The sequence below is a fragment of the Mariniphaga anaerophila genome, from assembly GCF_900129025.1.
GTDB classification, from domain to species: Bacteria; Bacteroidota; Bacteroidia; order Bacteroidales; family Prolixibacteraceae; genus Mariniphaga; species Mariniphaga anaerophila.
Genome location: NZ_FQUM01000001.1, coordinates 441,392 through 455,697 on the forward strand (window position 1 = coordinate 441,392; position 14,306 = coordinate 455,697).

The 14,306-nt window shown below is 42.0% G+C and carries 11 protein-coding genes; 1 reads left to right on the forward strand and 10 read right to left on the reverse strand.

Going from position 1 to position 14,306, the window contains the following annotated elements; genetic code table 11:
• Window positions 1-182: 182 nt before the first annotated feature.
• From BUB08_RS01760 to gcvT, 5 genes are all read right to left on the reverse strand, one after another.
• Complete coding sequence (locus BUB08_RS01760; protein ID WP_083570514.1) at window positions 183-3,164, reverse strand: PEP/pyruvate-binding domain-containing protein; 2,982 nt, start codon at window positions 3,162-3,164, stop codon at window positions 183-185.
• A gap of 129 nt (window positions 3,165-3,293) precedes the next feature.
• Complete coding sequence (locus BUB08_RS01765) at window positions 3,294-4,544, reverse strand: DUF1015 domain-containing protein (RefSeq protein ID WP_072998348.1); 1,251 nt, start codon at window positions 4,542-4,544, stop codon at window positions 3,294-3,296.
• Between the two features lie 6 nt (window positions 4,545-4,550).
• Window positions 4,551-5,477 carry an NAD(P)-dependent oxidoreductase gene (locus BUB08_RS01770; RefSeq protein WP_072998350.1) on the reverse strand — a complete coding sequence of 309 codons (927 nt, stop codon included), beginning with the start codon at window positions 5,475-5,477 and terminating at the stop codon, window positions 4,551-4,553.
• Window positions 5,478-5,526: 49 nt separating this feature from the next.
• Complete coding sequence (gene serC, locus BUB08_RS01775; RefSeq protein WP_072998352.1) at window positions 5,527-6,597, reverse strand: 3-phosphoserine/phosphohydroxythreonine transaminase; 1,071 nt, start codon at window positions 6,595-6,597, stop codon at window positions 5,527-5,529.
• A 289-nt stretch (window positions 6,598-6,886) separates the two neighbouring features.
• Window positions 6,887-7,969 (reverse strand): glycine cleavage system aminomethyltransferase GcvT, encoded by a 1,083-nt coding sequence (gene gcvT, locus BUB08_RS01780; RefSeq protein ID WP_072998354.1) that lies wholly within the window; start codon window positions 7,967-7,969, stop codon window positions 6,887-6,889.
• A gap of 131 nt (window positions 7,970-8,100) precedes the next feature.
• Between gcvT and BUB08_RS01785 the strand changes: the two genes are divergently transcribed.
• On the forward strand, window positions 8,101-8,460 hold the full coding sequence (locus BUB08_RS01785) for an Hpt domain-containing protein (protein ID WP_072998356.1): 360 nt from the start codon (window positions 8,101-8,103) through the stop codon (window positions 8,458-8,460).
• A gap of 6 nt (window positions 8,461-8,466) precedes the next feature.
• On the opposite strand, the gene BUB08_RS01790 is transcribed toward BUB08_RS01785, so the two are convergent.
• The 5 genes from BUB08_RS01790 to BUB08_RS01810 all read right to left on the reverse strand — a co-directional run bounded on the left by BUB08_RS01790 (window position 8,467) and on the right by BUB08_RS01810 (window position 14,073).
• Entirely contained in the window at window positions 8,467-9,186 is a 720-nt protein-coding gene (locus BUB08_RS01790; RefSeq protein WP_072998357.1) for a phosphoadenylyl-sulfate reductase, read from the reverse strand.
• A gap of 57 nt (window positions 9,187-9,243) precedes the next feature.
• Complete coding sequence (locus BUB08_RS01795; RefSeq protein ID WP_072998359.1) at window positions 9,244-10,434, reverse strand: class I SAM-dependent rRNA methyltransferase; 1,191 nt, start codon at window positions 10,432-10,434, stop codon at window positions 9,244-9,246.
• A 3-nt stretch (window positions 10,435-10,437) separates the two neighbouring features.
• A complete protein-coding gene (locus BUB08_RS01800; RefSeq protein ID WP_072998361.1) occupies window positions 10,438-11,010 on the reverse strand; it encodes a 3'-5' exonuclease in 573 nt (190 codons plus the stop codon).
• A 3-nt stretch (window positions 11,011-11,013) separates the two neighbouring features.
• Entirely contained in the window at window positions 11,014-11,643 is a 630-nt protein-coding gene (locus tag BUB08_RS01805; protein ID WP_072998363.1) for a DUF5063 domain-containing protein, read from the reverse strand.
• 222 nt (window positions 11,644-11,865) lie between these two features.
• The gene (locus BUB08_RS01810) at window positions 11,866-14,073 is read right to left on the reverse strand and encodes a tetratricopeptide repeat protein (RefSeq protein ID WP_072998365.1); all 2,208 of its coding nucleotides are present in this window, start codon (window positions 14,071-14,073) and stop codon (window positions 11,866-11,868) included.
• Window positions 14,074-14,306 lie beyond the last annotated feature (233 nt).

The following is a 14,306-nucleotide window of genomic DNA, read 5'->3' on the forward strand; positions in this document are numbered from 1 at the left end:
AAAATTTTATGTAACAACTGTTACGGTTTAGATTAATATAAATTCCTGTTTTTTGTATAAACATAAAGTCTGGTTTCTACTACAAAAAAATCCTCCTATTCACAAAGATAAATTATAAAATGAAATGCCAAATTGGTAAGCACTCATTTCCTTTCAGATTGAAAATAAATTAACAGATTTACTTACATATATATAAGTGCATGCCGCCTTTTACCATTCATTAGAACTGTAAGGGGTTTTTCAAACTCAACATGCTTAACAAAACCTGTTTCATCCACCAGCTTCTGATGTTTTAAAACATCCATATTCATTCTTGCGCTGTTTGTGTTATGAGGAACAGAAAAATAGCCCACATTCATGGAGGTTACATTATGAAAAAAATGCGATCCTAACGAGGCATCCAGCGGGAAGTTAGGCAGCCCCATTTCCACAATAACCCGTGCTTTCGAAATTTGAGCCCATAACACCGGTATTCCGGTAAACGGATCGCGCGATCCCCACCTGCCGGGGCCTATTAAAATGTACTCTTTTCCGGTGCTTTCAAAATACTGATTCAGCTTACTAATTTCGGCTGCCATTTGCCGGGTTTTGGTTTTGTCAAATTTATCCGGATCAATGTAAACAACGTCTTTAATTGTATCAATTCTTCCGTTACCCATTCCGCGCTCCGCATACATAAAAACACGTTCTTCTTCAACCTGATCCAAATCGATATCAACCTGCTGCTCGACCCTGATTAGCGGCTTTATCTGCAACAGATAAAATGTTGGCAGCCCGTTTTCCTTCGTATCCAAGTCAAGAGCATATTCTATTTCCACCGGCGATCCCATTGCTTCTTTGAAAAGCTTCAGCAAAATTTGCAAGGTTTCGGATAGCGGCAAATAATTGTATTTTAAAATATTGGCAAAATCGATAACCTTGGGCCCGTCTCCCTGAATACCGGGAACCAAATCGTCATTTTCCATCAAATAAGTAGAAGCAGAATACTCCAGGGTTCCGTCGTTTTCAGCTTCCCTTATGCGATACTTTTTAACAAATGCATCTTCGCCCCCTGAAACCAAATCAATTTCAGAAACAGACAAATCGATGGCGTAAAAATCTCGCTGGGAGTTTCGCAGCAAATCGCCAATGGTGGTTGGATTTATGTTGGGATATTTGGGGCAGAACCTGAATGAATTTTCCCCTCCTACAACATACATTCCAAGGCCAACGGCGGCCACAGAAAACCCGTCTTCGGGCTGCATGTACGACACCGGGTAATAGTTGTATGACTGCGCCACACCCGAAATAGTCGGGTAGTATTTGTTGTTATAATTCTGCCCCACAACCTCCTGAATAACCACCGCCATTTTTTCCTCTTCTATTTTATAATGAATGGCTTCGAAATAGGCTTGTGCCGTTTCAGTAAAAATACTGGAATAAACCAGCTTTACTGCGGTCTCCAACTGATTGTACCTGACTTCAACATCGGGATGGTTATTTGGCAAAAGATACGTGGCATAAACGCCGGAAAATGGCTGCAACAGCGAATCTTCAAACAACCCGGAAGACCGGACGGCCAGAGGTTTATTTACACGTTTTACATATTCGAGCAGGCGCTCTTTTATTTTTTCATCAAACTCGGAATCGAGAAAATGCTGACGAATTGAATTGTAATCGTTCAGCGAATAAATATCTTCATATAAATTATTGGTCTCAATAAACTTATCGAATTCCAGCGCACCAATTACAGCAGTAGCCGGAACCCGAATATTCAGGTCGGGTATCAATTTATGAAAATCGATGTTCTCGATAAAGTTGCAGATAAACGCAATTCCACGGCCTTTTCCTCCGAGCGACCCTTTGGCAATGCGAACAATTAACCGCTGGGAATCTACTAACGACGGGTCGAAGTTTACAATCGTTCCTTTCAACTTTTCAAAACGGGCGGTTTTAAATACGTCCAAGCAAAGCTGACGAAGATCTTCTGCAGACTCGAAATCCTCAGTTTTTATCGGACGTAAACGTTCTGCCATATTTATTTCACCCCTTGCCATCAACCAGGTTGAAAAAGAATTTCTTTTTCCGTGGTAGAACAACGCTTCTTCCGGAATATCTACGAGCTTATCGTGAAACTCCTGCAGGTTTTCGGCTTCGGTTATGGGTTTGCCGTCTTTTCCTTTAAATATAAAATTTCCGAAACCAAGCCTTCTGTACAAAAAATTCAGAATGTCCATAGACAGGCTTTCTGAATTTTTATCAATAAACTCAGCCTGAATTTCCTTAGCACGCGCGGCATTGGAAATCTCCTGCGACTGCAACAAAACCGGAATAGGGTATTTAAGTGTGTTCTTGGCATATTTAAGCAGCTCAATTCCTGAGTCGCCATCCTCTACCCCTTCGCGCTCAAACCGAACATCAGAAATCACACAAAGCATGTAGCGGCGATAACTGTTAATTACCTGAACAGCCTCTTCGTAAGTATCTACCAAAATAACTTTCGGACGAGCGCGCATCTTCAAAATTTTGTGCAGTTCGTCTTTAGCGTCTTCCTGCACCAAAATTTGAGTTTGAGTCATAATGGTCGTATAAAGCATTGGTAAATACCGAGAGTAGTATTGAATGCTGTCTTCTACCAATAAAATCACACGAGAGTTACCGTTCTGAGTATCGCGGGCAACATTCTTTTTGTCCTCGATGTATTTAATCATGGCAAGGAAAACATTGGAGTTTCCGTTCCACACAAAAATCCGGTCAATAAAATCGAGGTTATGCCCTTCAACCTGAAAATAGCTCAAATCTGCATTGTTGTTTGCCAGCAGCAAAAGTGGGATTCTCGGGCTCAGGTTACCAATTGAACGAGCTGTTTCTACGGCAGCATTTTTGTCTAACCCGGCCATTACAATTATCAGGTCGAAGTCGCGGTGCTCAAGTGTCAGCAAAGCGTCTTCGCTTGAGTTTACACTGGTAAAACGTGGTGCGGCATAAAGATTTAACTGCAGGTATTCTCCAAAAATTTTATCGCTGAATTGGCCTTCACGAACAATTGTATACGAATCGTAAAGCGTAGCAACCAGCAATACCTCTTTTACTTTGTAAGGCATTAATTCCTGGAAAATATCGCGGTCAGTTTTCTTTCGTTTATAAATGCTAGCGAGTGTTATATCGTCTATGTTGATATTCATAACGTTCAAATTTTAGTCGATGAAATTAGCTATTTTCAGGAAAACTACACAGGATTTGCAGCGTTGAAAAATGAAAAAGGTTCTGCGATAATTCCAGAACCTTTTCCAAATAACTGAATCCTATACGTATTAGTCGAGCTTATGTATTACCAGACCAGAGCGCAGTTTGGGTTCAAACCACGTGGTTTTTGGCGGCATTATATTTCCGCTGTCGGCAATGTCAATAAGCTGTTTCATAGACACAGGATAAAGTGCAAATGCAGCTTTCATTTCGCCCGAGTCCACTCTTTTTTTCAGTTCGCCCAATCCGCGGATGCCTCCAACAAAGTCGATACGTTTTGAGGTGCGCAAATCGGCAATGCCCAGCAGCGGCTCCAAAACCTGGTTCGACAAAATGGTAACGTCAAGCACGCCAATAGGATCGTTGTCGTTAAACGTTCCTTTGCGGGCAGTAAGTTTGTACCAGTTGCCACCGAGGTAGAGGCTGAATTCGTGTAAACGGGAAGGTTTGAAAATTTCGGTTCCCACCTTTTCCACATCAAATGCCTTGCCCAGTTCGGCAAGAAAATCATCTTCGGAATACCCGTTCAAATCGGTTACTACGCGATTGTAGTCGATAATCTGCAACTGGTTGTCCGGGAAATGAACAGACATAAAATAGTTATACTCTTCATCTCCTGTGTGATTAGGATTCTGGGCTGTCTTTTCAAGTCCGATCCGTGCAGCGGCTGCCGTACGATGATGCCCGTCGGCAACATAAGTACAGGGAACCTTTGTTTCAAAAAGTTGCTGAATAGCTTTGTTTTTCTCGGCATCGTTTATTACCCAGAAGTGGTGTCCAAACCCATCTTCCGCGGTAAAATTATAATCGGGTTCGTTTTCCTTAACAACTTCTTCTACAATGGCGTCGATTTCGGGAACCGCTTTGTAGGCGAAAAAAACAGGCTCAATATTGGCATTCAGGTACCGGGTAAGCACCATTCTGTCTTCTTCTTTTTCTGGGCGTGTAAGTTCGTGTTTTTTTATGAGGCCTTTTTCGTAATCGGCACACGACGCGCCACCAACAATTCCGTACTGGGTACGGCCGTTCATGGTTTGAGCATAAATGTAGTATTTTGCCTCTTCTTCCTGAACAAGCCAACCTTTTTCCTGGAATTTCTCAAAGTTTTCCTGTGCCTTTTTATAAACGGTTTCAGAGTGAATATCTTCCACTCCGGGGCATTCAATCTCTGCGCGGGTAATGCGCAACAACGATTTCTCTTTTCCGTTGGCCATTTGCGCTGCCTCCTCAGAGTTCATAACATCGTAAGGAAGGCACGCCAGTTCTTCAACTATTTCTTTAGGAGGCCGCAGCCCCCTGAATGGTTTTACATTTGCCATATTTTTCTATTTGTTCACCTGGTAAGAAGTGTCACCTTTTTCAAAAAAAGCAACAATTTGCTCAGCAGCAGCCACTCCGGCGTTAATATTGGCCTCGGCAGTTTGGGCGCCTGCTTTTTTAGGCGTAAAAAAGTAACGTCCACTAAACTTCTCAGCAAATTCTTTCTCACAGTCAGGCGTAAGGTCCGACATATATTTAATGTTCGGTTTTTCTTCCATTATTTTCACCAGGTCGGGTTCATTAACCACCTCTTTCCTGGCAGTATTTACAATAACAGCGCCGTCTTTCAGATGTTTCATCACCTGGTAACTCACAGATTTTATGTGCTCACCACGCGCCGGAACGTGAATAGAAACAACATCGCTTTTTTCGTAAAGCTGTTCCAGCGATTTGGTAACTTTTAATCCGATAGCCGCCGCAGCGCCTTTACTGTAACGAGTATAAACAATAACTTTCATGCCTAAGGCACGAGCGATTCGAAAAACATTTCTAGCCACATAACCGAACCCGTGCAACCCGAGTGTGCGGCCGCGCAACTCGCTGCCGGGTTTTCCGCTGAACATCTCACGGATGCCTAAAATTGCAAGTCCGATAGCCAGCTCTGCAACAGCGTTGGAGTTCTGGCCGGGAGTGTTCATTACCACTACGCCTTTTGCAGTGGCGGCACTGCAATCCACGTTGTCGTAACCGGCACCGGCCCGTACGACGATTTTCAATTTCGGGGCGACATCAAAAACTTCGGCATCTACTTTATCACTTCTGACGATTAATGCATCGGCATCGGCAACGGCCTGAAGTAATTGACTCCTGTCAGTATAGTTTTCAAGCAAAACAAGGTCATACTCCTTTTCTTCTTTCTCGAAAATTTTACTGATTTTTTTTATTGCCACAGGGGCAAACGGTTTTTCGGTAGCAACTAAAATTTTTCTCATCACTCAAATTTTTACCATAAAAAAATGCAGGACTTACCCTGCATTTTTATTATTTATTTTTTTCGAAATCCTGCATGGCTTCAACCAGAGCTTTAACGCTTTCTACCGGCATAGCGTTGTAAATGGAAGCTCTGAACCCTCCGACAGAACGGTGTCCTTTAATTCCGACCATTCCTTTTGAAGTGGCAAAATCCAGAAAATCTTTTTCCAGCTCAGCGTAATCAGGCGCCATCACAAAAGTAACGTTCATGCGTGAACGGTCTTCCGGATTGGCAACTGTAGGAACAAACAGTTTGTTCCTGTCCAACTCGCTGTAAAGGATATTTGCTTTTTCGATGTTTACTTTTTCCATGGCTTCAACTCCGCCGTTTTCTTTCAGCCAGCGCAAAGTCTGCAAGCTTGCAAAAACAGGCAGCGTAGCCGGTGTGTTAAACATGGAGCCGGCATTGATGTGAGTCTGGTAATTCAGCATGGTCGGAATTTGGCGTTCAACTTTTCCGAGTGCATCATCTTTTACAATTACCAGGGTAGCACCAGACGGACCAAGATTCTTCTGTGCTCCGGCATAAATAAGGTTGTATTTGGCTACGTCAATCGGATGGCTGAAAATATCTGACGACATGTCGGCTACAAGCGGAACATTCACTTCAGGTTCTTTCAGCAATTCTGTACCAAATATGGTATTGTTTGATGTAATGTGTAAATAATCAACATCATCAGGAACATCAAAACCCTTTGGGATATAATTAAAGTTAGCATCTTTTGATGATGCGACCTCAACTACTTCACCAAAAAGTTTAGCTTCTTTAATAGCTTTTGACGACCACGCACCTGTGTTCAGATAGGCTGCCTTTTTTCCCATTAAATTATATGGCACCATTAAAAACTGCAGACTGGCACCCCCCTGAAGAAAAAGTACAGAATAACCTTCAGGAACGTGAAGCAGCTCTTTTACCAAAGCCATTGCTTCGTCCATAACTGCAACAAACTCTTTGCTCCGGTGAGACACTTCCATTACAGAAAGCCCAGTACCGGCAAAGTTAATTACAGCTTCGGCTGTTTTTTCTTTGGTAAACTCGGGTAAAATTGAGGGTCCCGCATAAAAATTGTGTTTCTTCATTCTTCCAACTTTTTAGGTGAATTAATAAAATCTTCCTTCACAAACACCCGGTTCAAATTTCGCCAAACACAGGTGATTTGTAGATGAGAAAAATCAATATCAGTAATTAAAATTTGAGTTCTATAACATAGATAAACTGCATAAAAGAATTGAACCGAATTTTAGTTTCAGGGCAAATCAAATTACGAGCAGTTTTCTCCTTCAATTCAAACACAAATTTATTCGATTCTGAATAAGAATGCCACTTTTTAAAAAGAAAAAAGAAAAACGGGGGTTATTTAAGCAAGAATTAAATAAATGGTAATTTAACTATTTCAGCAGGAATTGTTTTATTTCGTATTTTAACATAAATGGCGGTACCAAAAGCAGCATACTCGCGGGCAACGTATCCCAGGCCTATTCCCTTGCCCAGCACCGGAGACATGGTTCCGGAAGTAACATTTCCGATAACATTTCCGTCTGAATCTGCCAGTTCGTAGCCGTGTCGCGGAATTCCTTTTTCCAGCAAAACAAAACCACGCAGCCTGCGCGAAACGCCTTCTGTTTTCTGCATCATCAGAAAATCGCGATCGATAAACCGCCTGCCGTTATTAAATTTTGTAATCCACCCCAATCCTGCTTCAATGGGCGATGTTGTGTCGTCAATATCGTTTCCGTAAAGGCAGAAACCCATTTCCAGCCGCAGCGTATCGCGGGCTCCAAGGCCAATCGGTTTTATGCCGAATTCTTCTCCTGCCTCAAAAACGGCATTCCATAATTTCAGAACATCTTCGTTTTTGCAATAGAGTTCGAAACCGCCGGCTCCGGTGTATCCGGTGGCAGAAATTATTACGTCTTTTATTCCGGCAATTTCACCGGTAACAAAGCTGTAAAACTTAATTTCGTTCAAATTGACACTTGTAAGTTTCTGCAATGTTTTTTCGGCATCGGGCCCCTGCACGGCCAACTGACTAAATGAGTCCGAAACATTTTCTAGTTCGGCACCGCAGTCGTTGTTCTCGTTTACCCATTTCCAGTCTTTCTGAATATTGGAAGCGTTAACAACCATTAAATACTCCTCTGCACCAAAACAATACACCAAAAAATCGTCCACAATGCCGCCTTTTCCGTTGGGAAAACAGGTGTACTGTGCCTGGCCCGGACGAATGGTTGACGCATCGTTTGAAGAAACTTTTTGCACCAACTCCAGCGCTTTGGGCCCTTTCACCCAGAATTCACCCATATGGGAAACGTCAAAAACTCCCACAGCGTTGCGCACAGTCATGTGCTCATTTCTTATTCCGCTGTATTCAATTGGCATCTCGTAACCGGCAAATTCTACCATTTTTGCCCCGGCATTTTTATGTGTTGTATTTAATGCTGTCAGTTTCATTTTTATCAAATATATAATTGTGCAAATCTAATAGTTTCGATCAATTTTCTTACATGAAATATATCATCGTTTTCGGCAATGATAATCAATAAAAAAAATATAAATTGTGCCCAAAACTTTTCTAGAGATAAATGGACGGACAATTTAAGCATATTAGCCTGGATTACCTTAATGAGATATCCGGAGGCGATAATAATTTCAAAAAGGAACTGATTGAGATTTTCGTCAAACAGATTCCTGAATTTATGAAAAACCTGCACCAATTCCTTATTGAAAAAGAGATTGAAAACCTTGCAAAAGAAGCACATACCGCAAAGTCATCAGTACTTATTTTTATGATGGAAGAGACCGGCAAAAACCTAAAGAAAATTCAACTGCTGGCTGAAAACAACCAGACAGAAGAGATCCATTCACTGCTTCAAAATGTAGAAACAGAACTTAACGGGGCATCAAAAGAGTTAAACGAATTTTTGACTGAGCTGAAAGTTTAAGCCGTTTCAGGAAGCGCTGTTGCTCTCGTGCAACCCGCATTCTTTCCCGGAATTTTGTTCCCACCACCAACGTCCGGCACGAAAATCCTCTCCCGGCCTGATGGCTCTTGTGCATGGTTCGCAACCAATGCTAACAAATCCTTTATCGTGTAAAACGTTGTACGGAACATTATTTTCCTTAACATATTGTTTTACGTCATCCAGGCTCCATTCCAGCAAAGGGTTGTATTTAATAATTCTGTTGCCTGCATCCCATTCAAAATCGTGCAGTCCGCTCCGATTAGCCGACTGAGAAGCACGAAGTCCCGTAATCCAAACCTCATGGCTTTCCAAAGCACGTTTCAACGGAACAACTTTCCGGATAAAACAGCATTGTTTCCTGTTTTCAACCGACTCGTAAAAACTGAACGGGCCTTTTTCGTCCAGCATTTTTTCCACTTCGGCAGTCGGAGGAAAATATACTTTTATGGTTTTCCCGTATTTCTCCACCGTACTTCTGAAAACTTTGTAAGTTTCTTCGAACATCCGCCCGGTATCGAGAGTAACCACTTCAACGGGCAAATCGTTTTTAAAAATAATGTCGGTAATCACCTGATCTTCGTAACCAAAACTTGTGGTAAACACAACTTTTCCACGATGGTTTTCCAAAAGATATTTCAGTTTATCGACAATGGATTTCCCCTTTAAACTTGTGTTTATTTGTTGAACTGCTGCTTTTCCGTCCATAGCGTCAAAAGTTTTTTTCGATGAATTAATTTGCAAATATAACTATTGCAGAATAAGTCACTCTACATACAGCACCAGACCTTTCAGATATTCGCCTTCGGGATGGTAAATATTCACCGGATGATCGGCCGGCTGGGTAAGCTGATGCATAACTCTTACTGTTCGTCCGGCAATTGCAGCAGCAGAAAAAACAGCTTCGCGAAAACGTTCTTTTGAAACCACCTGCGAGCAGGAAAAGGTAAACAAAATACCGCCACTTCGGATCTGTTCAAACGCCCGGGTATTTATTCGTTTATACCCCTGCAAAGCCTGTGGCAAGTTAGAGCGGTGTTTGGCAAATGCCGGCGGGTCGAGTATAATTATATCGTATTTATTCTGAATGTCTTTCAAAAACTCAAATGCATCGGCAGTAAATGCTTCGTGGCGTTCGTCTTCCGGAAAATTCAACGCAACATTTTCGTTGGTCAGGTCGATGGCTTTTGCCGAAGCATCAACCGAATGCACTAACCTGGCGCCACCCTGCATGGCATAAACCGAAAAACCTCCGGTGTAACCGAACATATTCAGCACATCGCGATTTTGAGAATAATGCTGAACCAGCAACCGGTTCTCCCGCTGATCGATAAAAAAACCGGTTTTTTGCCCGGTTTCCCAATCCACTTTAAACTTTAATCCGTACTCCAGCACTTCGTTGCTCTCGGGTGTTCCGAACAGCAAAGCGTCCTTCGGCTGAATTTCGGCCTTAAACGGAAGTGTTTTTTCGCTTTTGTCGTACACTGCTTTCAGTTTGTCGCCCAGCACTTCCTGCAAAGCTTTTACAAGGTCTTCGCGAATAAGGTGCATACCAACCGAGTGCATCTGCAAAACAGCGGTTCCGTTATAAAAATCGACAATCAGGCCTGGTAGTCCGTCGCCTTCGGCATGAATGAGCCGAAACACATTTGTATCACTTTTCTTGTCGAAGCCCAGACTTTTACGGTAATCCCAGGCTTTCTGAATTTTAGTTTTCCAGAAATTGTAGTCGGGCTCAGCTTTAACAAACGAAACAATGCGAATTGCTATCGAACCAATCTGATAGTGCCCAATTCCGAGAAATTCGTCTTTATTGGAGAAAACCTCGACCAAATCGCCTTCTGAAACCTGTCCGTAAATTTTTTTGATGGCGCCTGAAAACACCCATGGATGAAATCGTTTGAGAGACTGGTCTTTTCCTGATTTCAATACAACTTTAACGTATCCTTCCGGCATAGGTTAATTATTTGAAAAATTCTGATAAATCTTCATGGCTGTCCATGCATCAGTGGCAGCGTAGATTTGTTGTGCTTCGGTTAATTCGTCGGCTTCCCAGTTCGAGAGCTGCTGCGATTTGGAAATACGAAAACCCAGCACAATAGCAGCAAGCTTTTTCAGGCTGAAATTCTGAATTCCTAAATTTTTGGCGTGATCCTGCAATTCCACAAAACCAGCTGCACTGAATTTTGATATTTGTTGCAGCCCTTTTACATCGTCGCGAATAGCTACCCCCGGCTTTAAAATAGCAGGATTGGCAAGTACTTTTCTGATGGATTCAGGAAGCCCTACTTTATTTACCCGAAGCAGAAACGCTTCGCTGGCAGTGGACAATTGCAACAAAGCAACTTTGTTCACTACTCCTTTTTTGAAAGATGGCCTTGTTTCCGTGTCAAAACCAATAACAGACTGCGTTGAAAGAAATTCGGCAACATCATTTACCTGTTCGGGCTTATCAATAATATAAATATCACCATCGAACCACTTCAGCGGAAGATCTGTAAGTTCTTCTTTTGTTATACTTTCCTTAAACATTCTCTATTCTTCGTCGGAATGGGTTCCCCAAAACCTGTCCAACCATTCAGGATTCCCTTTTCCGGGTTCAATTTTGTCATCATTTTTCGCTCCGCCATCGGCATTAAACTCAATACCTTCGGTAATTAGTTTGTGCAGTGGCCGCAAAACATTTACCAATCGTTGTCCCCAAAAATCTTCGAAATGAGAAACACAATCGTACAATGCATCGTTCATTATCTCTTCATTGCCCAGGCTGTAAGCATTCAAAAAATCTTTCAAATCCTGGTAAATATCAAGCAGGCATTCAGAAATACTTGCAGTTACCATTTCTTCCCCAAACTGAATATCGGGGTCAAAAACTTCGTAGTAACTGTCGTGTTCGCCGAGGGCTTCCAGCCATCGTTGCTGCCAGATGTTGTAATCCAGCTCCGAAACATATTTTTCGAGATTATCTTCCAGCAGCTTTTCGGTTTTAGGAAGCAGAGCCGCCTTAAGGTAAAGCAGAGGCAAAACCTTTTGTAAACTTTTGATGTTTTGTTCTGTCGGAATATGACCGACCTTTTCTATTAACCCACAATACTCGTTGGCAACGGTAACAAATTCTACTACATTCTTACTGAATACCAACGAATGCAAATCTACTTCACTCATACTTTTCTAACAATGAAAATCGACGCAAAAGTAATAAACATTTTCAAAAACTGAGGTTGTCAGGCCCTGTCAAAATTCATCCTTTACATTTTAAATAAATTGAAAGGGACCTCATATTACACAGAAGCCAAAACAGTTACCTGTTACTGGCCCGAACATTTGGTTTTCTGAACTACCAAACCGGAGAGCAGATACTATTTGAGATGCGGAATTTTCAGCGGCTCAGCTTTCCAGAAAATACCTCAGTTGATCCAACATAATTGGCACATCCTCGGCATCTATTCCCTGACTGATTAAGTGTGGTAAATCTTCTTCGAAAACTTCCTGAAATTCATCTGCCGAAAAGCCATTTTCAGAAATAGATTTCCGGTAAAAATCCAGTGCTGCCTTACGATTTCCCAAACTCCACTGCACGTGCCCCATGTTCATATAATCGTGCTTACTGGGTTCGTCGTCGATTAACCGGCTGAAATATTTTGCAGCCTGCTCTTTTTTTCCTGTAAGAAACGAGCACCAGGCAATGGGGCGCCACACTTTTTTGTTTCCGGGAGAAAGGTACTCCACTTTAAAGTAGCATTTCAGCGCTTCGTCGTACTCACTGAGTTCCAAAAGGCAATGGCCGATATTCAATTGATTGTTCAGATTTTCAGAATCAATTTTCTCGGCAGCCTGGTAATATTCCAAAGCTTTGGCAGGCTGTTTCAGGTTGCGGTAGCAAAGCGCTATTTTTTTCAGATTCCACAGCCGGTTAATATCGTACAATTCCGCTTTCAGGTAACCGTCCAGCGCCTTTTCAAAATTGCCGGTTTTTTGATAGCAGTATGCAATTTTCTGATACAATTCGCCATCCTTCTCCTGCTCCAGCAAAAGGCCAAAAATTTCAGCAGCTTCGTCAAAATGATTTTTCGCAAAATAATATTCACCAATATTGCGCAACAGTTTATGGTCTTCTCTTAATATTTCGCCAAATGCCAGTTTATTATGAAAATCGAAATGCCAGCTAAAAATATCTTCAAAATCATTCTTTCGCGGAAACAGTTTGTAAAACCGGTACAAATCCTGAATGTACTGATTGGAAATGAACTCGGCTTCTCTTCCGGGCTGCGTTAATTCCTCGTCTTTTTCCAGCTCTTTCAGCTGATCCATTTCGGCATTAATTCCCTGCGCCATAAACTCCCGGTTTTCTTTGGGTAACCCCTGAATGCTCAAACAAAACGAATACTTATCCGAATTGCACAAAACAGGTGCTTTGTTCAGCGCCTCCATTAGTCTGCGGGCAGTGTCATCGCTAAAATCGAGGGTGTTTGCTATTTCAGGATTTTCCGTAAAAAAAGGAACGAACCAGTTGTCGATCTCACTAAAAAACGGAAACGCTTTGAGCATGGCAAACGAGCCCATAAACACATCTGCACCTTCCATCTGAAGCTCAGAAAATTCCTGCATTTTATCCATTAATCCCGGCGAATCTTTAAAAATCTCCTGCCAGTCAGGATTCTTATCTTCTGAAAGCCCTTCTTCCATTAAACTGTCGAGATTGATTTTGTCTTTCAGGTTCGGGCTTATTTTTATCATTTCAGGAAGAATCTCGTCACGAATACGCTGTTGTAGCTTTTCGGTCTCTTTGCTTCTGATGAACTGAATAATTACGCGCTCGATGTTGCGTTTAAATTCCGGGTTCTCATTCAGAATTTTTAAACGGCCGGTAATTTCCGGGAAGAACGACAACCGGGCATCATAATGATACAAATTAACAAGCACTCCCACCAAAGCACGCTGGCTTATTTCAGGCTCGTCAAAATCAAAAGCTTCGAACAACAGCGTAAACTTTTCGGAATCGAAATAACGCCGAAGACTTAATGTCAACGCTGAAATTACAAGCGATTTGTATGCGATAAGCACCACCGGGCTGGTAAAAAATGTTCGTAACCCATCTGTTTCATCAGGTGACAGTTTGTCGCTAAACCACACGTGGTAAAACAATTTCCGTATTTGTTTCTGGTGTTCTTTGGCCGCAGAAAGCATTTTCGCTTCGTCATCAGAAGATTCATCCTGAAGGTAAAAATCCTCCAGATTCGAAACAAACCGATTCAAATCCGGAATGAATTCATCTTTAAACAGCCTCTTCTTTTCGTACTCCACAGAGGGCGAGAACCGCAATTGAAGCGCTTCATTTATTTTGTCGGTCAGCTCAAAAACCGAAACAATTAGTTTGCGATAAACTTTCTGTCGCTCAGGATCCTGTGTTCCTTCCAGCGTGTATTTCAGCATAAAATGGTAGGTCTCTTCCAAATTCCGGTATTCATCGTAATAAACCCCCAACCCGTTGTCGGAAATGAGTTTCGCTAACTGGTCGAATGCCGGCTTCAGCCTTCGTTTCTGCAGATTATTGCAAATATCTTTATATTTTTTGTGTAGTTCTACTCCAGTCATATTCGTTTTTCTTGTTCAAAGTTATTCCAAATAATAACTCATCAAAAAACAAACCAACGAAAAAAACATGCGGATGTGGCAGAAATTTGTGCTGCCCTTATTTGTTTGGGGCTAATTATTAACAACAAAAGAAACCAGCTCCGGAAAAAACTGCGTTCAGCATTTTTTCTAATTTGATGTAAGAAAGGAACAACGGGCAGGGCTTCCTGCCCGCCAACGGCTTTTTTTTTAAT

Excerpts from the sequence above, each read along its gene's own strand:
- BUB08_RS01785 (WP_072998356.1), top strand. The coding sequence starts at position 8,101 with ATGGACGGACAATTTAAGCATATTAGCCTGGATTACCTTAATGAGATA.
- BUB08_RS01810 (WP_072998365.1), bottom strand. The coding sequence starts at position 14,073 with ATGACTGGAGTAGAACTACACAAAAAATATAAAGATATTTGCAATAAT.
- BUB08_RS01765 (WP_072998348.1), bottom strand. The coding sequence starts at position 4,544 with ATGGCAAATGTAAAACCATTCAGGGGGCTGCGGCCTCCTAAAGAAATA.
- BUB08_RS01805 (WP_072998363.1), bottom strand. The coding sequence starts at position 11,643 with ATGAGTGAAGTAGATTTGCATTCGTTGGTATTCAGTAAGAATGTAGTA.
- BUB08_RS01800 (WP_072998361.1), bottom strand. The coding sequence starts at position 11,010 with ATGTTTAAGGAAAGTATAACAAAAGAAGAACTTACAGATCTTCCGCTG.
- gcvT (WP_072998354.1), bottom strand. The coding sequence starts at position 7,969 with ATGAAACTGACAGCATTAAATACAACACATAAAAATGCCGGGGCAAAA.
- BUB08_RS01795 (WP_072998359.1), bottom strand. The coding sequence starts at position 10,434 with ATGCCGGAAGGATACGTTAAAGTTGTATTGAAATCAGGAAAAGACCAG.
- serC (WP_072998352.1), bottom strand. The coding sequence starts at position 6,597 with ATGAAGAAACACAATTTTTATGCGGGACCCTCAATTTTACCCGAGTTT.
- BUB08_RS01770 (WP_072998350.1), bottom strand. The coding sequence starts at position 5,477 with ATGAGAAAAATTTTAGTTGCTACCGAAAAACCGTTTGCCCCTGTGGCA.
- BUB08_RS01790 (WP_072998357.1), bottom strand. The coding sequence starts at position 9,186 with ATGGACGGAAAAGCAGCAGTTCAACAAATAAACACAAGTTTAAAGGGG.
- BUB08_RS01760 (WP_083570514.1), bottom strand. The coding sequence starts at position 3,164 with ATGAATATCAACATAGACGATATAACACTCGCTAGCATTTATAAACGA.